At 72.3% G+C, this 22,376-nt stretch carries 18 protein-coding genes; 11 read left to right on the top strand and 7 right to left on the bottom strand.

The window, feature by feature from the left end; all coding sequences use genetic code 11:
- Position 1: 1 nt before the first annotated feature.
- The 3 genes from ACK4YQ_RS15700 to ACK4YQ_RS15690 form a co-directional block, all read right to left on the bottom strand.
- Positions 2–1,138 (bottom strand): acyl-CoA dehydrogenase family protein, encoded by a 1,137-nt coding sequence (locus tag ACK4YQ_RS15700; protein ID WP_409612516.1) that lies wholly within the window; start codon positions 1,136–1,138, stop codon positions 2–4.
- An 84-nt stretch (positions 1,139–1,222) separates the two neighbouring features.
- Positions 1,223–2,008: an NUDIX hydrolase gene (locus ACK4YQ_RS15695; protein ID WP_409612515.1), complete on the bottom strand. Its 786-nt coding sequence runs from the start codon at positions 2,006–2,008 to the stop codon at positions 1,223–1,225.
- A 52-nt stretch (positions 2,009–2,060) separates the two neighbouring features.
- Positions 2,061–3,209: a DUF2336 domain-containing protein gene (locus tag ACK4YQ_RS15690; protein ID WP_409612514.1), complete on the bottom strand. Its 1,149-nt coding sequence runs from the start codon at positions 3,207–3,209 to the stop codon at positions 2,061–2,063.
- Positions 3,210–3,371: 162 nt separating this feature from the next.
- Here ACK4YQ_RS15690 and ACK4YQ_RS15685 point away from each other — a divergent pair, with 162 nt between their 5' ends.
- Both ACK4YQ_RS15685 and ACK4YQ_RS15680 read left to right on the top strand, forming a co-directional pair.
- Positions 3,372–5,174: an ATP-binding protein gene (locus ACK4YQ_RS15685; RefSeq protein ID WP_409612512.1), complete on the top strand. Its 1,803-nt coding sequence runs from the start codon at positions 3,372–3,374 to the stop codon at positions 5,172–5,174.
- Between the two features lie 68 nt (positions 5,175–5,242).
- The gene (locus tag ACK4YQ_RS15680; RefSeq protein ID WP_409612510.1) at positions 5,243–6,439 is read left to right on the top strand and encodes a CaiB/BaiF CoA transferase family protein; all 1,197 of its coding nucleotides are present in this window, start codon (positions 5,243–5,245) and stop codon (positions 6,437–6,439) included.
- 113 nt (positions 6,440–6,552) lie between these two features.
- Here ACK4YQ_RS15680 and ACK4YQ_RS15675 read toward each other — a convergent pair whose 3' ends face one another.
- From ACK4YQ_RS15675 to ACK4YQ_RS15660, 4 genes are all read right to left on the bottom strand, one after another.
- The gene (locus ACK4YQ_RS15675; protein ID WP_409612509.1) at positions 6,553–6,903 is read right to left on the bottom strand and encodes a hypothetical protein; all 351 of its coding nucleotides are present in this window, start codon (positions 6,901–6,903) and stop codon (positions 6,553–6,555) included.
- Positions 6,904–7,100: 197 nt separating this feature from the next.
- Positions 7,101–8,834, bottom strand: a complete 1,734-nt coding sequence (locus tag ACK4YQ_RS15670; RefSeq protein WP_409612507.1) for an SLC13 family permease — start codon at positions 8,832–8,834, stop codon at positions 7,101–7,103.
- A complete protein-coding gene (locus tag ACK4YQ_RS15665) occupies positions 8,831–10,426 on the bottom strand; it encodes a DUF389 domain-containing protein (RefSeq protein WP_409612505.1) in 1,596 nt (531 codons plus the stop codon). Before ACK4YQ_RS15665 ends, ACK4YQ_RS15670 begins: the two co-directional genes overlap by 4 nt.
- A gap of 54 nt (positions 10,427–10,480) precedes the next feature.
- Positions 10,481–11,314, bottom strand: coding sequence for a transglycosylase SLT domain-containing protein (locus ACK4YQ_RS15660; RefSeq protein ID WP_409612504.1), 834 nt, complete (start codon positions 11,312–11,314; stop codon positions 10,481–10,483).
- A gap of 256 nt (positions 11,315–11,570) precedes the next feature.
- On the opposite strand from ACK4YQ_RS15660, the gene ACK4YQ_RS15655 reads away from it, so the two are divergent.
- The 9 genes from ACK4YQ_RS15655 to ACK4YQ_RS15615 all read left to right on the top strand — a co-directional run bounded on the left by ACK4YQ_RS15655 (position 11,571) and on the right by ACK4YQ_RS15615 (position 22,333).
- Entirely contained in the window at positions 11,571–12,746 is a 1,176-nt protein-coding gene (locus ACK4YQ_RS15655; protein ID WP_409612503.1) for a glycosyltransferase, read from the top strand.
- A complete protein-coding gene (locus ACK4YQ_RS15650; protein ID WP_409612501.1) occupies positions 12,743–13,714 on the top strand; it encodes an NAD-dependent epimerase/dehydratase family protein in 972 nt (323 codons plus the stop codon). The genes ACK4YQ_RS15655 and ACK4YQ_RS15650 overlap by 4 nt, the downstream gene beginning before the upstream one ends.
- 165 nt (positions 13,715–13,879) lie before the next feature.
- Positions 13,880–14,848: a UDP-glucuronic acid decarboxylase family protein gene (locus tag ACK4YQ_RS15645; protein ID WP_409612543.1), complete on the top strand. Its 969-nt coding sequence runs from the start codon at positions 13,880–13,882 to the stop codon at positions 14,846–14,848.
- Between the two features lie 9 nt (positions 14,849–14,857).
- A complete protein-coding gene (locus tag ACK4YQ_RS15640) occupies positions 14,858–15,700 on the top strand; it encodes an FkbM family methyltransferase (RefSeq protein ID WP_409612499.1) in 843 nt (280 codons plus the stop codon).
- A 195-nt stretch (positions 15,701–15,895) separates the two neighbouring features.
- Positions 15,896–17,734 carry an asparagine synthase (glutamine-hydrolyzing) gene (asnB, locus tag ACK4YQ_RS15635; protein WP_409612497.1) on the top strand — a complete coding sequence of 613 codons (1,839 nt, stop codon included), beginning with the start codon at positions 15,896–15,898 and terminating at the stop codon, positions 17,732–17,734.
- Positions 17,704–18,831 (top strand): glycosyltransferase, encoded by a 1,128-nt coding sequence (locus ACK4YQ_RS15630; RefSeq protein ID WP_409612495.1) that lies wholly within the window; start codon positions 17,704–17,706, stop codon positions 18,829–18,831. The genes asnB and ACK4YQ_RS15630 overlap by 31 nt, the downstream gene beginning before the upstream one ends.
- A gap of 83 nt (positions 18,832–18,914) precedes the next feature.
- Positions 18,915–19,988, top strand: coding sequence for a glycosyltransferase family 4 protein (locus tag ACK4YQ_RS15625; protein ID WP_409612493.1), 1,074 nt, complete (start codon positions 18,915–18,917; stop codon positions 19,986–19,988).
- A gap of 171 nt (positions 19,989–20,159) precedes the next feature.
- A complete protein-coding gene (locus ACK4YQ_RS15620; RefSeq protein ID WP_409612491.1) occupies positions 20,160–21,020 on the top strand; it encodes an ABC transporter permease in 861 nt (286 codons plus the stop codon).
- Entirely contained in the window at positions 21,020–22,333 is a 1,314-nt protein-coding gene (locus ACK4YQ_RS15615; RefSeq protein ID WP_409612489.1) for an ABC transporter ATP-binding protein, read from the top strand. The genes ACK4YQ_RS15620 and ACK4YQ_RS15615 overlap by 1 nt, the downstream gene beginning before the upstream one ends.
- Positions 22,334–22,376: the final 43 nt, after the last annotated feature.

The following is a 22,376-nucleotide window of genomic DNA, read 5'->3' as shown; positions in this document are numbered from 1 at the left end:
TTCAGGCCGCGGCTTCGACGTTGCCGGCGCGCATGCGGTCGATCAGCAGGTCTTCCCAGGTCGACTGGGCCCCGAGCGCCAGCGCCAGGGCGTTGGCGCGGCGGTAGAACAGGTGGCAGTCGAAAGCCCAGGTGAAGCCCATGCCGCCGTGGACCTGGATGTTGTTCTTGGCGCAGTGCAGGAAGGCCTGGGTGGCCGACACCCGCGCCGTGGCCGCCGCCACCGGCAGCTCGGCCGCGCCCGTGGCCAGGGCCCAGGCGCCGTAATAGGCGTTCGACCGCGCCAGCGTCGCCGACACGTACATGTCCGCAAGCATGTGCTTGATCGCCTGAAACGAGCCGATCGGCCGGCCGAAAGCCATCCGTTCCAGGGCGTAGTCCCGCGCCATCTCCAGCGCCCGGTCGGCGCCGCCGATCTGTTCGAAGGCCATCAGGATCGCCGCGCGGTCCATCACCTGGGACGCGATGCGCCAGCCGTCTCCCGGCCCGCCCAGGGGCTCGACCGGGGCGCCGTCGAAACTAAGGCGCGCCTGGCTGCGGGACGGGTCGATGGACTCCAGGGTCTGCCGTTCAACGCCCGGTCCCGACAGGTCGACCACGAACAGCGAGATCGCCTCGGCCCCGGCGCCGGCGCCCGTGCGGGCCGCGACGATGGCCACGTCCGCGCAGTCGCCGTCGGCCACCGGCGACTTGATCCCGCTCAGCCGGCCGTCGCGCACCTGGGTCTGGATCTTGTCCGGCGACATGCGCCCCTGGCCCTCGTTGAAGGCGAAGCAGCCCACCGCCTCGCCGCTCGCCAGCTTCGGCAGCCAGGCGCGCTTCTGGGCCTCCGATCCCGCCTGCATCAGGAACTCGGCGGCCAGGTAGATCGAGGAGGCCACCGGCGTCGGCGCCAGCGCCCGCCCCAGTTCCTCGGCCATCAGGCACAGCTCGAGGGTCGACAGCCCCACCCCGCCGTACGCCTCGGGGATCGCCGCGCCCAGCACGCCCATCTCCGCCAGCCCCTTGTAGAGCGCGCGATCGTAAGGCTCGGGCCCCTCCAGCACCGCCCGCGGGACGGACGGCGGGCAGTTGCCGGCCAGGAACCTGCGGACCTGGTCCTGCAGCGCCTTCTGGTCGTCGGAAAAGTCGAGGTTCATCGGGGTCTTCGCCTCAAACGCCGGATCGTCCAGGGACCGTGGCGACTTGCCGTCGGGTGAGTCCAGACGGCGCCCCGCGCCGCCCTACATCACCGACGACAGCGGCTCGGCCACCGTCCCGTAGCCGGCGTCCGGCGGCAACGTCAGCACCCGCCCCTCGGGGCGGTCCTCGACCTTGGGCTCCACAGTCACCAGGGTGCGGGCGCGGGCCCGGGCCACGGCGTCGGCGGCGCTGGTCGCCTCCGCCAGCAGTTGCACGTTCATCCGCGTGGGGAAGATGATCTTGCGCTCGCCGGTCTCGGCCTTGCGAAGGGCCTCGCTCGGGGCGATCCAGGTGGCGTCCACCGTCTCGCGGCCGTCGCAGGCGGCGAGCTGGTCGGCCGGCGCCTCGGCGATGTAGAACCAGGTGTCGAACCGCTTGGGCATGATCGCCGGGGTGATCCAGCGGGCGAAGACTGTCAGGGAATCCAGGTCCAGCTTGGCCCCCAGCCCCTTGACCACCTCCAGGAACGGCAGCTCCCCGCGATCCACCGCCTGGCGCACCTCCATCGGCGCGGCCTCGCCGCACAGAATCTCGCCGTCCTTGCGGGCCAGCAGCACCCCGGCCTCCTCGAAAACCTCGCGGATCGCGGCGATGCGCAGGGCCCGCTGGTCCGAATCATAGTCGGCGCCGCCGCCGATCAGGTGTTCGGCCCAGGCCGGGTCATGATCGCCGTCGTGCCACTTGCCGCCCGGGAACACCAGGGCGCCGGAGGCGAAGTCGATCTGGTGGTGGCGCTCGACCATCAGCACTTCGAAGCTGGGCTGGTCGCGCAGGAGCAGGATGGTGGCCGCAGGCCGGGCCGCGGCGGCGTTGGAGCTCGTCGTCATGGCCCGAGCTTGGCCGGGGCCGACGGCCGGAGCAAGCGCCTTGCGCTGCGGCTCAGGCGCTCAGCTGCATCCGCGCGTCGCGCCGCGAGCGGCGGGCGAGCTTGTCCATCCGGTCCAGAAGATAGTCCACGTCCTCGCGCCCGCCGGCCTGCGGCTGGGTCAGGAACCGCTGGATCATCCGCTCCTGAAAGCGCACCGCGTCCCGCGTCCCGCCGTCCAGCTCCATGGAGTGATAGGTGTCCACGGCGGCGCGGAATGCGGTGAACAGACGCGCCGGCAGGCCCGCCCGTTCGTAGATCGCCCGCAGGCCCAGGGGCCCCGCGTCGTGGATCATCAGCCAGGTGCGGTGGTGCGGCACGCCCGACAGCTCGGCCACGCCCCACTCGAAAAAGGTCATGTGCCCGTGCGCCAGGGCCCGCAGCAGCAGCGAGGCGGTCAGCCGCTCGTGCTTGTGCAGGTGGGCGACGAAGCTCTTCACGTCGGCGGTCCGGCCGGCCTGGTCCACCAGGTCGATGGTCGCCCGCTCCTTGGCGCCCAGCACCAGGTGCACCGCCGTCTCCGGCGAGATCTCATGGTGGCTGAGGATGTGGTCGCGGATCTGGTCGCCGACCATCTCAATGAGCCGCTCGGTCACCGACATCGGCAGCACCTGGCGATAGGCCACCGCCGCCAGCACCCGCTCGGACGCCTCGAACCGGCTGATCACCTTCTGCAGCGAGGACTCGCTGAATTCGGCCCGGTCGTTGGCGCAGGCCGCCTCCACCGCCCGCTCCACCCCGTGCTCGGCGATGGCGCCCGTCACCTTGGGCGACAGGCTGGGACGCTTGGCGATCGCCACCTGCTGCACCGCGCCGCCCAGGCGGATGATCTCGGCCAGGTCGTCGTCGGTGAACACCGGCGAGAAACTCAGCACCGGCAGGCAGACGCTGTCGACATCCTCGGCCAGCCGCAGCGCCACGTCCCGCGGCAGGATCGCCGACTCCTTCAGCGTGATCGCCATGGCCCGGCGGACCAGTTCGGCCGCATCGGCGGCCATCACCCGCAGGATGTCGCTCGCCCGCTGGCGGTCCTCCTCGCTCAGGTCCGGCCGGTCGATCTTGCGGCAGATCTTCTGGGCGGCCATGGCCCGCTCGTCGGGCGTGGCCCCTTTCACCAGCGTGCGGATGTCCTCTTCCGTCAACGCCGCGCGCGTCGTCGTCATGCCGCCCCCGATAAGCCCCAAGGCCCCCGCGTTAGAACATCACTATCGCCGGGTTAGGCTTAACGTTCGGTTGCGCCGAAACCGGTGGATTAACGATGCCGGGTAACGCAGCGCCAACCTTGCCGGGCATACCTTTCGCGCCTCGCCGCAGGGGATGCGTTCGTGTTCTTCCAGTTCAAGTCGAAGCCCGCCGGCGCCGCCCGGGGCGGCCTGTCGGTCACCCACCAGGCGCTCGAGGCGCAGCGCGCCCTGCTGCCCTACGCCCTGGCCGCCTTCGGCGTGGCCCTGCCGATCTTCGTCTGGGTGGGCTCGCATGCGGCCAACGTCGCCTGGATGAGCTTCGCCCTGGTCACCTTCGCCATCGCCTGGGCCGGGTTCTACGCGGCGGTCAACTGGCTGCGCGAGCCGGCCGCCGAGGACCTGGCGGCCCGCGCCCGGGTGCACATTCTCAGCGGCCTGCTCTGGGCCGCGGCCATCGTCCAGGTCACCGCCTTCGCCCAGGATGCGGGACCGGCCCGGCCGGCGCTGCTGATGATGGCCGCCGCCGCCGGCGTGGTCTGCATCTTCTTCACCGCCCCCTGGCTGCCGAGCCTCGCCATCGTCGGCCCGGCCGCCGTGATCGCCCCGCTGCTGGCGATCAGCCTGCATCCGATGCAGAACGACCTGGTCGGCTTCGCCTGGGGCGCCGTCGCCCTGGCTTTCGCCCTGGCCCTGATCCTCAACCGCGCCTTGCGCCGCCAGTTCGCCCTGGCCGCCGAGCGCGAGACCCTGATCGCCGAGCGCGCCCGCTCGGTGGAGGAGGCCAGCCGCCTGGCCCAGTCCAAGTCCGACCTCGTCGCCACCCTCTCCCACGAAATCCGCAACGGACTGGCGGGCGTCGCCCACGTGCTCGCCGGCGCCGCCGGACGCAGCGGCCGCCAGGCGCCCTCGCGCGAGCAGCTCTCCGCCGCCCTGGACGCCACCAACGACCTGATCGAGGTTCTCAACACCACCCTGGACTCCGAGACCGCCGAGACCGGCCGCCTGTCGGTGGACACGCGGCCCTTCGATCCCGTCGGGCTGGTCCGCGACCTGGTCCTGCTGAACCGTCCGACCGCCACCGCCAAGGGTCTGGAGTTCTCGCTCCACGTCTGCGAGGAGCTCGCCGAAGGGACCGCCGGCGCCGTGGTCGCCGACCCGGCCCGCGTGCGGCAGATCCTCGCCAACCTGATCAGCAACGCCATCAAGTTCACCGTGCGCGGCCGTGTCGAGGCCCGCCTCGAGCTGGCCGCCCCCGACCGCCTCGCCATCGAGATCGCCGACACCGGCCCGGGACTGTCCGCCGAGGAGCTCTCCCGTGCGTTCGAGGCGTTCCACCGGGTCCAGCGCACCAGCGCCGGGGTGCCGGGGGCCGGGCTCGGCCTGTCGCTCTCCCTGCACCTGGCCCGGCTGATGGGCGGCGACCTGGTCGCCCAGAGCGCCCTCGGCGTCGGCACCTGCCTGCGCCTGGAGCTGCCGTTCGACCCCAAGGTCGAGCTCGCCCCGTCCGAGGCGGCCCCGGTTCCGGCCGAGCCCGCCCCTGCCCGCCGCGGCCTGCGCGTCCTCGTGGCCGAGGACGATTCGCTGAACGCGGCCATGCTGCGCGCCATCCTCGAACAGCTCGGCCATCATGTCGTCCACGCCATCGACGGCCGCCGCGCGGTCGACCTGCGGCGGGTCTGCGACTTCGACCTGCTGATGATCGACGGACGCATGCCGAACCTCGACGGGCCCGAGGCGATCCGCGCCATCCGCGCCCTGCCGGGCGAGGCCGGCGCAACCCCGGTGATCGCGGTGATCGGCGGCGACGCCGACGAGGCCGCCGAATGCGCCGACGCCGGCGCTGACGTGGTCCTGCGAAAGCCGGTGGCCGTGGCCGCCGTGGCCCGCGCGGTGGCCGACGCCTGCGCGACCGAGCGCGACCCCGCGGCCCGCCAGGTCGCCTGATCGGCGGCAGCCGTCTTCCGCCTCGCGCCCCGCCCCGGTAAGACGGGGTCAAGGTGGGAGGAAAAGCCGTGCTTCTGAAGGGCCTGAAGGTCGTCGAGTTCGCGTCCTATATCGCCGCGCCGGGGGCGGCGGGCATCCTGGGCGACTGGGGCGCCGAGGTGATCAAGGTGGAGCGTCCGGGCGGCGACGCCATGCGCCACGTCTTCGCCGACGCCAAAAGCGACCTGGCCGGCAACCCCACCTTCGAGATGGACAACCGCGGCAAGCGTTCGGTGGTGCTGGACATCGGCCGCCCCGAAGGGCGCGAGGCCCTGGCGCGCCTGGCGGCCTCCGCCGACGTCTTCCTCACCAACGTGCGGGCCCAGTCCCTGCGCAAGGCCGGGCTCGACGAGGCGTCCCTGCGCGCCGCCAACCCGCGGTTGATCTACGCCCTGGTCACCGGCTACGGCATGGAGGGGCCCGAGGCCGACACCCCCGGCTTCGACGTCACCGCCTTCTGGGCCCGGGCGGGCGTGGCCCGGATGCACGCGCCCAAGGGCCAGGACCCGTTCCTGCTGCGCACCGGGGTCGGCGACCACATCACCTCCCTGGCCACCGTCTCGGCGATCCTGGCCGCGGTCTACGAGCGCGAGCAGACCGGCGTGGGGCGGCTGGTGCAGACCTCGCTCCTGGCGACGGGGGTCTATGTCGTCGGCTCCGACCTCGCCGTCCAGCTGCGCTTCGGCCGGCTGCTGTCCAACCGCCCGCGCACGGCGCCCCTCGACCCCACCGCCAACTTCTACCGCAGCGCCGACGACCGCTGGTTCGTGGTCAATCCCCGCGGCGGATCGGCCGACTGGCCGCTGCTGGCGAAGGCCGCCGGCCGGCCCGAGCTGGTGGAGGACGAGCGCTTCCGCACCAGCCGCCTGCGCAAGGACAACAGTCCCCTGCTGGTGGCCGAGCTGGACGCCGCCTTCGGGGCCATGGACTTCGCCGAGGTCGAACGCCGCCTCACCGAAGCCGACCTGGCCTGGGCGCCGGCCCAGACTCCGGCCGAAGTCGCCGCCGATCCCCAGGTCCGCGCCGCCCACGCCCTGGTGGAGGTCGAGGACGGCCGCGGCGGAACCAACGCCTCCCCCGCCGCGCCGGCCGTCTTTCCCGGCGCCCAGCCCGACAGCCGCCCGCCCGCCCCGGCGCTGGGACAGCACACCCGCGAGATCCTCGCCGAGATCGGCTACACGGACGCCGAGATCGAGGCCATGTTCGCCGCCGCCGCGGTGGCCTAAGGCCGCCGCTGTCGCCGCGCAACGCCAGGCCGCGCGCGTCCGCCCCCGCGGCCGCGGGGTTACGGTGAGATCCGAGATCTGCGGGAAGTGCGGAGCCGAAGCCCCGCCCGGTCCTAGGCCGTGACGGCGGCGTCCGACAGCGCTCGGCGCACGCGCGCGGCCAGCGGGTCCTGGGCGCGCCACTCGGCGTCCTCGTCGTCGGCGTCGACCATCACCGAGGGCACGCCCCAGGTGTTCATCAGCTCGCGCGCCAGGGTCTGGCCGTCACGGCGGCCGGTCAGCCTGGAGCCCACCACGGCAAGCGTCAGCGGCGACTGGGCGGCGAGCGCCAGGGCCATGCGGGCCGAGTCCACCGGACCCACCACGCTGAAGCCGAAATCGGTCAGGATGCCGACGATCTTCTCGGACGACTCCGGAGTGGCGCAGGCGACGACAACGGTGTCGGCGGCGGTCGCTTCAGGCATGGGTCGCCCTCACAGATTAACGAAATTTAACGGCAGCGCTTAATATCATCGCGGACACGACGGCGCTATGATATTGCCGTGACCGGCCGTGTCTGCGCGAAGCGGACAGAAACCGACGCCGTTCAGCCGGAAAACCACATTCTCCTGAGACGTGTCGTCCTGCTGGGACGCGACCGCGTTCGTCCCTGGCCCGGCGCTCAGCCGTAGACCGCCGCGATCACCACGGCCGAGATCACGATCACCAGCATCGACAGCGCCGCGCCCACCCGCCCGTAGTCGGCGAAGCGGTAGCCGCCCGGCCCCATCACCAGAAGGTTGTTCTGGTGCCCGATCGGGGTCAGGAAATCCGACGAGGCGCCGATCAGCACCGCGATCAGCAGCGCGTCCGGCGGGGCGCCCAGGGCGCGGGACACCGCCACGGCGATGGGCCCCATGATCACCGCCGTCGCCACGTTGTTCAGGAAGATCGACAGCAGCAGCGTCGCCGCCGTGGTGCAGGCCGCCGCCAGGACCAGCGGCGATCCGGACAGCCACTCGCCGAGCTGATGGGCGACGATCGCCGCCGCCCCGCTGGTCTCGAAGCTTTGCCCCACCGGGATCATCGCCCCCAGCAGCACGATCGCGGGCCAGTCGATGGAGCTGTAGATCTCCTGCGAAGGCAGGAAGCGCAGCGCCGCCAGGCCCGCCGCGGCCGCCGAGAATGTCAGGGCCGTGGGCCACTGGAAGACCACCGAGGCGAGCACCGCGGCCGCATAGATCCCCACCGCCAGGGCCGCGCGCCCCGGAAGCACGGCGACCGAGGCCTTGCGCTCCACCTCCAGCAGCCGGGCGTAGCGGATGTAGCTCTCCAGACGCTGGGCGGGCCCGTGGACCATCATCTGGTCGCCCGGCTGGATGTCCATCGCCCCCAGCGGGCCCTGCGCGCGGGCGGCCCGCGGCCCGCCGGCCACCACCCGCAGCTCTCCGTCGGTCTCCGCCGCGATGGTGTCGTAGGGCCGCCCCACCAGCGGCGAGCCGTGGCCGACGACGATCCGCGCCGTCACCGCGTCCGACGCGGGCGAGGCCAGGGCCGCGGCCCGCAGGCCGGCCGCCTTGGCCGTCTGCCAGGGATCGTCCCGGCCGATCACCAGGATGCGGTCGGTGGAATAGAGCACGTCCACATCCCGCGGCTTCAGCCGCTCGTGGTGGCGGATCACGGCCAGCACGTGCGCCCTCGCTTCCTTCAGGGCGGCGAACACCGCCTGCGGCGGCGCGTTGGCGTCCCCGTTCCCCAGGGTCTGCAGTTCGAACACGCTGCGCCCGCCGCCGGTGTCGGCCCGCCCGCCGCGGCGTGGCGTCAGCCGCCAGCCGATGAGGCAAAGATAGGCCAGCCCCACCGCCGCCACCGCCCCGCCCACCGGGGTCATGTCGAAGAAGTGGAACGGCGCGCCCAGCTGGTCCTGGCGCACCGACGACAGGATCAGGTTGGCCGGGGTGCCGATCAGGGTCGTCATCCCCCCGAGGATCGTGGCGAAGGCCAGCGGCATCAGGGCCGCGCTCGCCGGCAGGCGCGCGTTGCGGCAGATGCCCGCCACCGCCGGCATGGTGATCGCCAGTGCGGCGATGTTGTTCATGAAGGCGCTCAGGGCCGCGGCCAGCACCAGCAGCACGCCGAGCTGCAAGGGAAACGGCGCCTTCAGCGACGCCAGCCGCTCGGTCGCCGCGGCCGCCACCCCGGTCAGCTCTATGGCCCGGCCGATGATCAGCACCGCGGCGACGACCACCACCGCCGAATCGGAGAACCCCACCAGGGCCTCCTGGGGCGATACCAGTCCCAGGGCCAGGCAGGCTCCCAGGGCGATCACCGCCACCAGGTCGTGCCGGATGCGGTCCATGGCGAAGAGGATGAGCGTCAGGACCAGGACGATCCCGCTCAGCAGGGGCTCGGTCATGGCCTGGGCGCCTGGCCTTCGGGCTCGAGCCGCGCCACCCACCACATCGCCTCGTCCGGGCCGGCGGCGTCGGGCACGGAGGCGGAGGTGCGCGCCGGGGGGGCTCCGCTGGCGGCCAGCGCCTGCGCCACCGCCTCGGCCCTGGCCGAGGCCAGGGCCAGGTCCCGCCGCCGCGGCCCGCGGGGGCCGGGGCTGGCCATGCCGACCACCCGCACCGCGGGCACGCCCCAGCGCTGCAGCGCCCAGGCCGCGTCGGCCGCCTGCGCCCTCGCCTCCTCGTCCAGGGCGCGCGAGCCGCGGGCGAACCGGATCTGCGGCAGCGGCAGGAACGGCGGGGTGATCAACACCTCCTGGTCGGGCAGGAATCTCTGGGCGGCAGTCTCCAGCGCACGATAGTCCCCCAGGTCCGCGCCGTCGGGCAGCACCACCATGGCCTTCAAGGTCCCATCCGCACGGTCGATGGACGAGACCCGTCCGGCGACCGACAGCATATCCCGCAGGCGGCCCTCCGCCGAGCGCGGAGCGGCCTGGGGCGCGGTCAGCGCCCGGTTCAGCAGGGCCGAGCGCCCGCCCGCCACGGCGTCCTCCTCTGCGCTGAGGATCTGCTCGAGGTCCACCTGCGGCGCCCCGCCGAGCCGGGCGCGCACGGCGGCCTCGGCGCCGGAGACGTAGCGGCGGGCGAAGACGATCGCCTGGACCTCGCTCACCCGGCCCCGATCGACCTCCACGGCCAGTTCGGACACCCGTCCGCCCGCGTCGGCGAAGACCGCTTCGATGGCCGAACGCGCCCGGTGGGTCTCGCGGGTCTCGATGACGATGCTCTGCAGGGAGACGGCCAGCGGCACGCACAGCGCCGCCATCACCGCCAGCAGCACCGGCGTCTGCCAGCCGACCTCGGCCTTGCCCACGTGCCGGAATCCATAGAGCCGCGCCATGCCGTACACGGCGCCGACGATGGCCACGACGTTGGTCAGGAACAGCAGCATCGCCCCGCCGGCCACGGGCGCCGACCAGGTCGCCAGGCCGTAGCCGACCACCGCCAGCGGCGGCATCAGGGCCGTGGCGATGGCCACGCCCGCGATCACCGCCCCTCGCCGGGTGATGGTGACGTAGGCGCCGACCACCCCGGAGAGCACCGCCACGATCAGGTCCAGCAGGGTCGGCCGCGTGCGGGCCAGGATCTCGGGGGTCACGTCCTTCAGCGGAGAGAGCCAGACGATCAGCGCCGAGGCTGCGATCGCCCCGGCCGAGCCCAGGGCCAGCGTCCCGGCGGCTGTGCGCACCGACGGCGGGTCGAACCGCGCCAGCGCCAGTCCCATGGCCATGATCGGCCCCATCAGCGGCGAGATCAGCATCGCCCCGATCACCACCGCCGCCGAGGACTGCAGAAGCCCCAGGGCGGCGATCCCGCAGGCGCAGGTGAGCAGCAGCAGGTAGGCGTTGCTGATCCGCCCGGCCTCCTGCACCTCGGCCTCGATTCGGCGGCGCTCGTGCTCGGTGCGGCTGGAGGCGAGCGCGCGCACGGCGCGGCGCGACTTCAGCATTCCCAGCCGATAGAAGGCCTTGGCGCGTCGACGGGTCGGCGTCAGCATGGCTAAGGCATAACGTCCCTGCTCCTGCGTTCCTAGGCCGCAGGCGGGCTCGCCTCAGCTCTTGTCGCGCGCCTCCGAGAGCACGCGCAGCATTTCGCTGGTGAACAACGAGCCAGTGACCGAGCGGCTCCCCCCGTCCGGCCCGTCGGCCGACTGGGACCCGCGCAGGATCATCTCCACCAGGGCGTCCTGCTCCTTCATGCGGTCGGTCTGCCGCGCGGAGGCGTACTGGACGAAGCCGCCGTCGTCGGCCTGCGGGGCGGCGGGGCGTTCTCCGGTGGCTTGCCCGGCGCCGCCCGTCCGCGTGAGGTTGGCGTAGACCTCTGCGACGGTGGCCGGCCGGCCGCCGGGATAGAAGATGCTGCGGTTCGACGAGGCCGCGTCGGGGAACAGGCTGGCGGCGACGGCCCCGGGGCGCGTGCGCACCGCCTCGATCAGCCTGGCCGAGCCCTGCGGCCCCAGGAAGTGGGCGGCGTAGAGCTCGCCGGCCGTGGGCGTGCGCCCGGTCCGCCCGCGCAGGTACGAGGCGTGGTCCGACGCCAGCTCGCCGGCCATCAGCGAGGCGGCGTGCGGATCGAACCTCAAGTCCATCACCGTGCGGCGCGCTTCGGCCCCCGCCACGGTGTAGCGCCCGCGGGAATCGCGCTGGATCAGGTCGGCGTAGCGGGCGTAGCCGTACTTCGCGCCGTGCTGCTTCAGGGTCGAAAGCCAGGTCTGCTCGACGAACTGGAACAGCCCCGCGGCCGAGGAGGTCCCCGCCTTGGCCTTGGGATTGTAGCCGCTCTCGCGGGCGGCGGTGCGCATCAGGAATCCGAAGTCCACGCCCGTCGCGCTCGACGCGCGCTGGATGGCCGCCTCGACGACCCCGCGGATTCCCTGGACGCTCATGCCCGACTTGTGCCGCCGGCATGGTTAACGACGCGCTAACCATGTTCGCGGGCCGCGTCCGGCGGCCGGCGGCGCCCGCCCTCTGGCGCCCTTGTGCCGGGCGACCGCACAAATGCCATGCCGCGAGCATTGATTCGTCATGGATTCCGTGGCGAATGGACGCAGGCGCCGCTACGTCGCGGAGTCTGCCTGGCCAGGGCGCGTCACCCGGTACGCTCCCCTGGGCCGCGACGGATTGGATGATCAGTAGCCGTTCATGAGTGCAGGCGTTCGAGACCAGGCTGGGTCGGGGCGGTTGATCATCGTCTGCGACTGGCTGCCGCCGGAGTTCGGCGCCGTGGGCCAGTACATGCTCCAGCGCGCCGAGCGGGCCGCCCGCGCCGGCCGCGAGGTGGTGCTGATCGGCCTCGGCCGTGGCGCGGCCGCCGACGACGCCGAGCTGCTGGGCCAGGGACGCCTGCAGATCCGCCGCCTCGCCGCGCCAGTGACGCCAAAGCACAGCCTCGCGCAGCGCGGCCTCTGGGCGCTGTCGGTGAACCTGCGGCTGCTGGCGGCGGTCGCCGCCGCCCAGCGCGGCCGCCCCGACGCCGAGATCCTCGTCACCGGCTCGCCGCCGTTCCTGTCGCAGATGCTGATCCTGGCCAACCTCGTCTGGCGCCGCCCCCTCACCTACCGCATCACCGACTTCTATCCCGAGACGGCCCTGGCCGGCGGCAAGGCCCGCTTTCTCGCCCCCCTGCTGCCGCTGTTCCGCTGGGTGCGCCGCCAGGCCTCCTGCATCGAGATCATCGGCGAGGACCAGGGCCGGCGCCTGCGCGCCAGCGGCGTGCCGGCCGAACGCCTGCGGCTGGTCCGCGACGCCAGCCCGGTCGAGGTCGCCCCCGACGGGCCGGCTGCTCCGCGTCCGTTCGGACCCGACAAGCTCGTCCTTCTCTATTCCGGCAACCTCGGCGTCGCCCATGACGCCGCCGCCTTCTGCGAGGCCTATCGCCGCCACGTCCGCCAGGGCGCCGACCGCGTCCGGCTGTGGGTCAACGGCTCGGGGGTGCGCGTGGCCGAGCTGAAGGCCTATTGCGAGCGCCACGACCTGCCGCTGCATCTGACCGGCCCCGCGCCGTTGGCCGAGCTGCCCTCGCTTCTGCGCGCCGCCGACCTGCACCTGGTGCTCTTGGGCGCCCCGTTCTGGGGCTATGTGCTGCCGTCCAAGATCTACGCCTGCCTGGCCTCGGCGCGGCCGGTGCTCTACGTCGGGCCGCCGGAGTCCGACGTCGCCCTGCTCCTGCGCGAGCACCCCCAGGCCGGCCACGCCGCCGTCGCCGCCGGCGACGCCGACGCCTGCTTCGAGGCGCTGGAGGCGTTCGCCCGGCGCCCGGCGCGAACCTTGCAGGACGTCCGCCCCTCCGCCGTGGCCATGACAGGGACCCTCAAATGAAGACAGCTCTGGTGTGCGGCGCCGGCGGGTTCATCGGCGGCCATCTGGTGCGCCGCCTCAAGCGCGAGGGCTTCTGGGTGCGCGGCGTCGACCTGAAGTTCCACGACTACGCTGAGAGCGAGGCGGACGATTTCGTCGTCGGCGACCTGCGCGATCCCTACTTCGTGCGCCAGGTGATCGACCGCCGCTTCGACGAGGTCTACCAGCTCGCGGCCGACATGGGCGGCGCCGGCTTCATCTTCACCGGCGAGAACGACGCGGACATCATGCACAACTCCGCGACGATCAACCTCAACGTCCTGGACGCCGCCTACAAGCGCGCGATCAGGCGCATCTTCTATTCCTCCTCGGCCTGCATGTACCCGGCCTACAACCAGGAGGATCCGGACAATCCCAACTGCGCCGAGGACAGCGCCTATCCGGCCCAGCCCGACAGCGAGTACGGCTGGGAGAAGCTGTTCTCCGAGCGGCTCTACCTCACCTACGCCCGCTGCCGCGGCATGGAGGCGCGGGTCGCGCGCTACCACAACATCTTCGGGCCCGAGGGTGCCTGGACCGGCGGCCGCGAGAAGGCGCCGGCCGCCCTCTGCCGCAAGGTCGCCGCGGCCGCCAACCCGGGCGAGATCGAGATCTGGGGCGACGGCCTGCAGACCCGCTCCTTCCTCTATGTGGACGAGTGCGTGGAGGGCACCCTGCGCCTGATGCGCTCGGACTTCGCCGGCCCGGTCAACATCGGCTCCGACGAGATGGTCAGCATCAATCAGCTCGCCGCCCTCATCGCCGACATCGCGGGCAAGCGCATTGAGGTGAAGCACATCCCCGGCCCGCAAGGGGTGCGCGGCCGCAATTCGGACAACCGGCTCATCCAGTCCAGCCTGGGCTGGGCGCCCAGCCAGCCCCTGCGCACGGGGCTGGAGCGCACCTACGCCTGGATCGAGCGCGAGCTGCGCAGCAACAACGCGCGCTGACCCCAAGGCGCCGCCGCCCCGGCCGGGCGGGGCGCGCGACCGGGGCGGCGGGCTTCAGTCAGGTTTCAGAGGGTGCGGCGGGCCTCCGCACCCTGAGTGCGGTAGCGTGGGAGAACGCCCGCCTCCAGGGTCTGGCCCGGATATTCGGAGAGACGAGCCGTGCACATCCATAAGCGCGTCCTGGTGACCGGCGGCGCGGGCTTCATCGGCTCACACCTTTGCGAGCGCCTGCTCGCCCGCGGCGACGAGGTCCTCTGCGTCGACAACTTCTTCACCGGCACGCGGGCCAACGTCGCCCATCTGCTCGGCCATCCGATGTTCGAGCTGATGCGGCACGACGTGACCTTCCCGCTCTATGTGGAGGTCGACGAGATCTACAACCTCGCCTGTCCGGCCAGCCCGATCCACTACCAGTTCGACCCCGTGCAGACGACCAAGACCAGCGTCCACGGCGCCATCAACATGCTGGGCCTGGCCAAGCGGGTCCGCGCCAAGATCCTCCAGGCCTCGACCTCGGAGGTCTACGGCGACCCGGGCGTTCATCCGCAGCCGGAAGGCTACTGGGGCAACGTCAATCCCATCGGTCCGCGCTCCTGCTACGACGAGGGCAAGCGCTGCGCCGAGACCCTGTTCTTCGACTACTGGCGCCAGCACCGCGTGCGCATCAAGGTCGCGCGCATCTTCAACACCTACGGCCCGCGCATGCACCCCAACGACGGCCGGGTGGTCTCCAACTTCATCGTCCAGGCCCTCAAGGGCGAGCCGATCACCATCTATGGCGAAGGCCTGCAGACCCGGTCCTTCTGCTTCGTCGACGACCTGGTCGAGGGCCTGATGCGCCTGATGGCCACCGAGGACGCGGTGACCGGCCCGGTCAACCTCGGCAACCCGGGCGAGTTCACCATGCTCCAGCTCGCCGAGGCGGTGATCGAGCTCACCGGCTCGGCCTCGCAGCTGCAGTTCCTGCCCCTGCCCCAGGACGACCCGCGCCAGCGCCAGCCCGACATCGCCAAGGCCGCCGCCGAGCTCGGCTGGGCCCCCACCGTGCCGCTCCGGGAGGGCCTGAAGCGCACCATCGACTATTTCGACGCCCTGCTCTCGGCCGGCCGCGCCCAAGCCATCGCCGCCGACTGACCCGCACCCGTGCGCAACCCCCTGCCCTTCATCACGAACCACCCGCTCAACGCCGGGCGTCCGGTCTCCGCGATCCTGCGGTTCGCGGCCTGGCAGGCGTCCAGCCGGATCTTCGGCGAGCGTACGGTGCGCTGGATCGACGGGGCTCGGCTGGTGGTGCGCAACGGCATGACGGGCGCCACAGGCAACATCTACTGCGGCCTGCACGAGTTCGCCGACATGGGGTTCGTCCTGCACGCGCTGCGTCCGGCCGACCGCTTCCTCGACGTCGGCGCCAACGTCGGCAGCTACACCGTCCTGGCCTCGGCCGTCTGCGGGGCGCGGACCCTGGCCTTCGAGCCAGACCCCGGCGCGGCCGCCGCGCTTCGCCGCAACGTCGCGGTGAACGGGATTGAGGCGCGCGTGGCGGTCCACGAGACCGCCGTCGGGGAAGCCGCTGGCTGGGTGTGGTTCACCGTCGGCCGCGACACCACCAACCAGGTCGCCGCCGACGGGTCGAACGGCGCGCGTCGGGCGCCGACCATCGACCTGGACTCCGTGCCCGACGCCGTCGGCGCGGCGGTCGTCAAGCTCGACGTCGAGGGCTATGAGGCCTCGGCCCTGGCCGGCGCCGGGAACGTCCTCGCCGATCCCGCCCTCCTTGCGGTGCTCAGCGAGTGCCAGGACCGGCCGGTCACCGACATCCTCGCCCGCCACGGCTTCGAGCGGGCGTTCTATGATCCGTTCACACGCACCCTGTCCGACGCCCCGCTCCACCAGCGGGACGGCAGCCTCTTCGTCCGCGACGCCGCGGCCCTGCGCGAGCGCCTGGCGCAGGCCCCGAAGCGGAAGGTGCTCGGCCGTTGGCTCTGAGCCGGGACCTTCCATTGCGCCCCGAAAACTCGCCGCTCACGCGCAATGGCTTGGCGAACGGCGGGATCGCGCGCTCAGTCACAGGCTGCATCCGCCTGTCTGGACCCACCAGTCCGTGAAATCGACCGTCCCGTCCCGCCCGCCTTGCGCCTCGACTGCGGCGTGCAGGCTCGCCGTGGCCTTCGGTTAGCCGCCATGTGCGGGCTCAACGGCGTCTACGCCTATCACTATGCGGCCAGTCCGGTCACCGAGCGCGAGCTCCTGGCGACGCGCGACCACATGGCCCGGCGCGGCCCCGACGGCGAAGGCGCCTGGTGGAGCCAGGACCGCCGCATCGCCCTGGCCCACCGCCGTCTGTCGATCATCGACCTGTCCGAGCGCGCCGCCCAGCCGATGGCGAGTCAGGACGGCCGCCTCGTCGTCACCTTCAACGGCGAGATCTACAACTTCCCAGAACTGAAGGCCGAGCTGGAGGCCAAGGGCAGGCGCTTCCGCACCACCTCCGACACCGAAGCCCTGCTCCATCTCTACGCCCTCCACGGCGAGGACATGGTGCACCGGCTGCGCGGCATGTTCGCCTTCGCCATCTGGGACGAGGACCGCCAGGGGCTGTTCCTCGCCCGCGACCCCTACGGCATCAAGCCGCTCTACACCGCCAACGACGGCTGGACGTTCCGTTTCGCCAGCCAGGTCAAGGCGCTGCTCGCAGGCGGCAAGGTCTCGCGCGATCCCGAGCCGGCCGGCGTCGTCGGCTTCCACCTGTGGGGCAGCGTGCCCGCCCCCTTCACCATGTACCGCGAGATCCGCGCCCTGCCGGCCGGCCACACCCAGTGGATCGACAAGCTCGGCCCGCGCGAGCCCAGCTCCTACGTCCGCCTCTCCGAGGTCCTGGCCGAAGGCGCCCGGCGCCGAACCCCGGACGCCGAGCGCCCGCGCATCGTGCGCGAGGCGGTGCTCGACAGCGTCCGCGCTCACCTGCTCGCCGACGTCGAAGTGGGAATTTTCCTGTCGGCGGGGGTCGATTCCGGCGCCCTGCTCGGGCTGATGCGCGACGCCGGCCAGAGCGGCATCCGCGCCATCACCCTCGCCTTCGAGGAGTTCCGCGGCACCGACGAGGACGAGGCGCCCCTCGCGGCCCAGGTGGCCCAGCTCTACGGCGCCGGCCATGTCGTGCGCCGGGTCAGCAAGCGCGAGTTCCAGGACGACCTGCCGGCGATCCTGGAGGCGATGGACCAGCCGTCCATCGACGGCGTGAACACCTGGTTCGTCGCCAAGGCGGCCCGCGAGGCCGGCCTGAAGGTGGCCCTCTCCGGCGTCGGCGGCGACGAGCTCTTCGCCGGCTATCCGAGCTTCCGCGACATCCCGCGCTGGGTGAACTGGCTCGGGCCCACCCGCGCCCTGCCCGGCCTCGGCGGCGCGCTGCGGCGCGTCGGCGGCGTGGTCGCCCCCAGCCTGAAGCGCACGCTGCCCAAGGCGCTGAGCCTGGTCGAATACGGGGGCAGCTACCCGGGCGCCTATCTCCTGCGCCGCGGCCTCTATCTCCCCAGCGAGCTCGACGCCCTGCTCGACGGCGACGTGGTGCGCGAGGGCCTGCGCCGGCTGAAGCCGCTCCAGCGCGTGGCCGGCTGCCTGAAGCCCGACCCGGGCACCCCGATCGGCCGCGTCGTCGCCATGGAATCGGCGAACTACCTGCATCACCAGCTCCTGCGCGACGCCGACTGGGCGGGCATGGCCCACTCGATCGAGGTCCGAACGCCGCTGGTCGACATCGAGCTGCTCAGGCGCCTCTCCCCCATCGTTCCCGGCTTTTCGCCCGGCGCCGCCAAGCGCGACCTCGCCGGCGCGCCGACCTGCCCCCTCCCGGCCCAGATCGTCGAACGCTCCAAGACCGGCTTCGGCGTTCCCACCGCCGAGTGGATCGCGGCGGAGACCAACGCCCGGCCCCGGGCGATCGCCAAGGGCGCCAGTTCCCGCGCCTGGTCCCTCGAACTCATGCGACGACAGTGGACGCCGCCCGCGCCGATACCTTCGTAAGGCCGGTCCGCATCCTGGCGCTTGTCACCGAGGCGTTCGGGGGACGAGGCGGCATCGCCCAGTACAACCGCGACCTGATCCTGGCGCTGGCCGCCGGGCCCCGGGCCGCGTCGGCGCAGATCCTGCCGCGGCTCGCGCCGGACCCGCCAGGCTCGCTCCCGCCCGGCGTCGTCCAGCACCGGCCGCTCTTCGCCCGCGCCGCCTATGCTCTCAAGGCCCTGTGGCTCGTCGCCCGGACGCGGCCGGACGTGGTGTTCTGCGGCCACCTCTACATGGCGCCCCTGGCCGGCGTCCTGGCCGCCCTGGCCCGCGCCAGGCTGGCCGTCCAGCTCCACGGGGTCGAGACCTGGACCTCCCCGACGCCGGCCCAGCGCCGCGCGGTCGAGTCGGCCGACCTCGTCCTTTGCGTGAGCCGCGACACCCGCCGCCATGTCCTGGCCTGGTCGAACCAGCCCCCCGAACGGGTCGTCGTCCTGCCCAATACAGTCGGCGAGGGCTACGCGCCGGGCGACGCGGCCGCCGCCCGGGCCCGCCTGGGGCTCGGCCAGGAGACCGTCCTGCTCAGCGTCGGGCGCCTTGACGCGCGGGAGCGCTACAAGGGTCACGAGCGGGTCATTCGCCTCCTGCCCGAGCTCCTGCGCGAACATGGCCCGATGGCCTATCTGATCGCCGGCGACGGCGACGACCGGCCCCGCCTGGAGGCGCTCGCGCGGGATGCCGGCGTGGCGGCCCACGTTCGGTTCCTGGGGCAGGTGGAGCACGCCGACCTTCCCCTCCTCTACAGGGCCGCCGACGCCTTCGTCCTGCCCTCCACGGGCGAGGGGTTCGGCATCGTCTATCTGGAGGCCATGGCCTGCGGGACCCCGGCGATCGGCCTCGCCGCCGGCGGCGCCGCCGACGCGCTCGGCGACGGCGATCTCGGCGCCGCCGTGGCGGACGAGGACCTGGCGGCGGCGATCCTGCGCGCCCTGGTGCTGAGCCGCGGACGGGCGCCGGCCGATGCGGCGCGGCGCGATCTTGCCCAGCGGACGCGCGATCGGTTCGGCGTCGCCCAGTTCCGCGGTTTTGCCCAAGCCCTTCTCGCCTGCGTCACGTAAATGCCGCAACCGGTGCTGCTAATCGCCGTGTCGCCCCGGGCGACGCCGGCCCCTGCGTCAAACCGTTCGCCTGTGGTGCTTGAATGCGTGCACTTGCGTTAGTCACTGACGCATTCGGCGGCTTCGGCGGCATCGCTCGCTACAACCAGGAGTTCATCACCGCCCTGGCGGCCGCGCCGGGCGTGCGCGAAGTCCACGTCCTGCCCCGGATCGGCCGGGCCGAAGGCCCCCTGCCGGAAAAGGTGCGCCAGGAACCGCCGATCCGCTCGCGCCTGCGCTACGCCCTGGCCGCCCTGCGCATCGCCCTCAGCCAGCCGGTCGACCTGATCTTCTGCGGGCACCTCTACCACACGCCCCTCGCCGCCCTGCTCGCGCGGCTCACCCGCGCCCGGTTCGTCTGCCAGACCCATGGCGTGGAGGTGATTGAGCGCCCGCCGCCGCATCAGCGGGTCTCGGTCGAACAGGCCGACATGGTCCTCTGCGTCAGCCGCGACACCCGCGCCAAAGTCCTGCGCTGGGCCGACATCGCCCCGGAGCGGGCGATCGTCCTGCCCAACACCGTCGACGACGCCTTCCGCCTGGGCGACCGCAGCCGGATGCGCAGAGGCCTTGGCCTCGGCCCCCAGAAGGTGCTGCTCAGCGTCTCGCGCCTCGACGCCCGTCAGCGCCACAAGGGCCAGGACCGGGTGATCCTCGCGCTGCCGTCCCTGCTCCGCCGGGGCCTGGACGTCGTCTATCTCATCGCCGGCGACGGCGACGACCGGGCGCGGCTGGAGCGCCTGGCCCGGGAGCAGCGGGTCGAGGACCGGGTCCGCTTCCTGGGCCGTGTCCGCCAGGAGGACCTGCCCGACCTCTACCGCGCCGCCGACCTCTTCGTGCTGCCGTCCACCGGCGAGGGCTTCGGCATCGTCTTCCTCGAGGCCATGGCCTGCGGCACCCCGACGCTTGGCCTGGCGGCGGGGGGCGCCGGCGACGCCCTGGGCGAGGGCGGCCCCGGCCGGGCGGTCACCGAGGCCCAGTTGCCGTCCGCGATCCACACGGCCCTCAGCGACCTGGCCGTGGACCACGCCTATCTGGGCGAGGCGATCCGCGAGCGGTTCGGCCGGGCCCGGTTCCGGGACCGGGTCGCCCAGCTCCTGTCGACCCAGCCGGACTGAACGCCTGCCCTTGCCGCCCCGCACCATCCATCGCAGCGCCCCCTTCGCGTCCCCACTGGGCCATGCGTCTCGCCGAGACTTCTCGACAATGGTAGGTGGCGGACCTCATGGTCGTTCCGATCGTCACACGCCCAGGCGCGTGGACCCAGCCCACCTAGGCGCCCTTCGCTGATGCCGACCGACGCCCCCTCGCCCGACGATCCGGCCGCCGACCACGTGCTCGTGCTCGAGCCGGGCCGCGCCGAGCGCCACTACTGGCGCGACCTGTGGGCCTACCGCGAACTGTTCGCCATCCTGGCCTGGCGCGACCTGACCGTGCGCTACAAGCAGACGGTGATCGGCATCGCCTGGGCGGTGATGCGCCCGTTCCTGACCATGGTGATCTTCACCATCCTCTTCGGCCGCCTGGCGAAGATGCCGAGCGACGGGGCCGCGCCCTACCCGGTGATGGTGTTCGCCGGCATGCTGCCGTGGTTCCTGTTCTCCACCATCCTCAGCGAGGCCTCCAACAGCCTGGTGGTCAACGCCAACCTGATCGGCAAGGTCTACTTCCCGCGCCTGCTCGTGCCGGCGTCCACCGTCGCCGTGGCCCTGGCCGACGCGGCCGTCACCTTCGTCCTGCTGATCGGCATGATGGCCTGGTTCCAGTTCTGGCCCGACTGGCGGATCCTGGTGCTGCCGGTGTTCGTGGCGCTGGCCGTGCTGGCCGCCCTCGGCCCGGCGCTGATCATGACGGCGATGAACGTGAAGTATCGCGACTTCCGCTACATCATCCCCTTCATCCTGCAGTTCGGCCTCTACGTCTCTCCGGTGGGCTTCTCCAGCGCCGCGGTGCCCGACCAGTGGCGGCTGCTCTACAGCCTCAACCCCGCCGTCGGCGTCATCGACGGCTTCCGCTGGTGCCTGCTCGGCGGCGAGGCCGAGATCTACGCCCCCGGCTTCGCCCTGAGCCTGGCCATGGTGGCGGCCCTCCTTTGGATCGGCGTGGCCTATTTCCGCCGCACCGAGCGCACCTTCGCGGACCTGCTCTGATGGGCGATGCGCCGATCATCAGCGCCCGGGGCCTGGGCAAGAAGTACCTCATCGGCCACCAGCACGAGCGCGAGCGCTACGTCGCCCTGCGCGATGTCCTGGCCCGCAGCGCCCGCGGCTTCGCCCGCACCGTCCGCGACACCCTCGCCGGCCGGGCCATGGTCGCCGGCGATGAGGTCGAGGAGTTCTGGGCGCTGCGCGACGTCGACTTCGACATACGCCGCGGCGACGTCGTCGGGGTCATCGGCCGCAACGGGGCGGGCAAGTCCACCCTGCTCAAAGTGCTCTCCCGCATCACCGAGCCGTCCGAGGGCCGGGTGGAGATCCGCGGCCGCGTCGCCAGCCTGCTGGAGGTCGGCACCGGCTTCCATCCCGAGCTCACCGGCCGCGAGAACATCTTCCTCAACGGCGCCATCCTCGGCATGACCCGCGCCGAGATCCGCCGCAAGTTCGACGAAATCGTCGCCTTCGCCGAAGTCGAGCGTTTCCTGGACACGCCGGTCAAGCGCTACTCCAGCGGCATGTACGTGCGCCTGGCCTTCGCCGTGGCCGCCCACCTCGAGCCCGAGATCCTGGTGATCGACGAGGTCCTGGCCGTGGGCGACGCCGAGTTCCAGAAGAAATGCCTGGGCAAGATGAGCGAGGTCGCCGACGGCGGGCGCACCGTCCTGTTCGTCAGCCACAACGTCGGCGCTCTCCTGGCCATCTGCAAATCCGGCATCGTCCTGCGCTCGGGCCAGGTCGTCGCTTCCGGCACGATCCGCGAGGCGGTCGAGCACTATCGGGCGGAGGGCCACACCAGCGCCGGCGGCATCGACCCGGCCGCTTTCCGCGGCCCGCTGAAGTCGGTGATCATCGAGCAGATCGCGGTCAACGACGCGGTCGGCGGCGGGCGCCACTTCATTCAGCCGGACGACGAGATCACCGTGCGCCTCATCGGGGTCAGCACCGCCCATCACCCCGGCTTCCAGTTCGGCCTGGGCCTGAACTACGTCGGCGGCCGGCTCTTGACCCTGCACGATGCGGCCGCCGACCTCGAGCCGGGGCCCTTCGAGGTGACTTTCCACCTGCCGCGCCACTTTCTGCGGCCCGGCGAGTTTAGCGTCTGCGCGGGAGGCAGCTATGGCTCGGCCGGCGCCTGGACCTGGGCCGACGAACTCGCCGTGCTCGAGGTCACGCCGCAATGGTCCGAGCTTTATCTGCGCAAGAACGACGGCCTGGTGAACCTCTCCCGGTCGGGGGTGCGCACCCACCCCTCGCCCTCCCGTCCGCAGGAAGCGCTCCAGCCCGAGACCGGGCGGACGCCTGGATGAGGCCCCGGCCGCCTGCCGGCGGCGCGCCCGCAGTCCGCAAGGA

The sequence above is a fragment of the Phenylobacterium sp. genome (genome assembly GCF_046291545.1).
Lineage (GTDB): Bacteria > Pseudomonadota > Alphaproteobacteria > Caulobacterales > Caulobacteraceae > Phenylobacterium.
The sequence above is the reverse complement of the archived record's forward strand: the minus strand, read 5'-3'. Positions and strand labels throughout refer to the sequence as shown.

Excerpts from the sequence above, each read along its gene's own strand:
- ACK4YQ_RS15700 (WP_409612516.1), bottom strand. The coding sequence starts at position 1,138 with ATGAACCTCGACTTTTCCGACGACCAGAAGGCGCTGCAGGACCAGGTC.
- ACK4YQ_RS15695 (WP_409612515.1), bottom strand. The coding sequence starts at position 2,008 with ATGACGACGAGCTCCAACGCCGCCGCGGCCCGGCCTGCGGCCACCATC.
- ACK4YQ_RS15690 (WP_409612514.1), bottom strand. The coding sequence starts at position 3,209 with ATGACGACGACGCGCGCGGCGTTGACGGAAGAGGACATCCGCACGCTG.
- ACK4YQ_RS15675 (WP_409612509.1), bottom strand. The coding sequence starts at position 6,903 with ATGCCTGAAGCGACCGCCGCCGACACCGTTGTCGTCGCCTGCGCCACT.
- ACK4YQ_RS15670 (WP_409612507.1), bottom strand. The coding sequence starts at position 8,834 with ATGACCGAGCCCCTGCTGAGCGGGATCGTCCTGGTCCTGACGCTCATC.
- ACK4YQ_RS15665 (WP_409612505.1), bottom strand. The coding sequence starts at position 10,426 with ATGCTGACGCCGACCCGTCGACGCGCCAAGGCCTTCTATCGGCTGGGA.
- ACK4YQ_RS15660 (WP_409612504.1), bottom strand. The coding sequence starts at position 11,314 with ATGAGCGTCCAGGGAATCCGCGGGGTCGTCGAGGCGGCCATCCAGCGC.
- ACK4YQ_RS15655 (WP_409612503.1), top strand. The coding sequence starts at position 11,571 with ATGAGTGCAGGCGTTCGAGACCAGGCTGGGTCGGGGCGGTTGATCATC.
- ACK4YQ_RS15650 (WP_409612501.1), top strand. The coding sequence starts at position 12,743 with ATGAAGACAGCTCTGGTGTGCGGCGCCGGCGGGTTCATCGGCGGCCAT.
- asnB (WP_409612497.1), top strand. The coding sequence starts at position 15,896 with ATGTGCGGGCTCAACGGCGTCTACGCCTATCACTATGCGGCCAGTCCG.
- ACK4YQ_RS15625 (WP_409612493.1), top strand. The coding sequence starts at position 18,915 with ATGCGTGCACTTGCGTTAGTCACTGACGCATTCGGCGGCTTCGGCGGC.
- ACK4YQ_RS15620 (WP_409612491.1), top strand. The coding sequence starts at position 20,160 with ATGCCGACCGACGCCCCCTCGCCCGACGATCCGGCCGCCGACCACGTG.
- ACK4YQ_RS15615 (WP_409612489.1), top strand. The coding sequence starts at position 21,020 with ATGGGCGATGCGCCGATCATCAGCGCCCGGGGCCTGGGCAAGAAGTAC.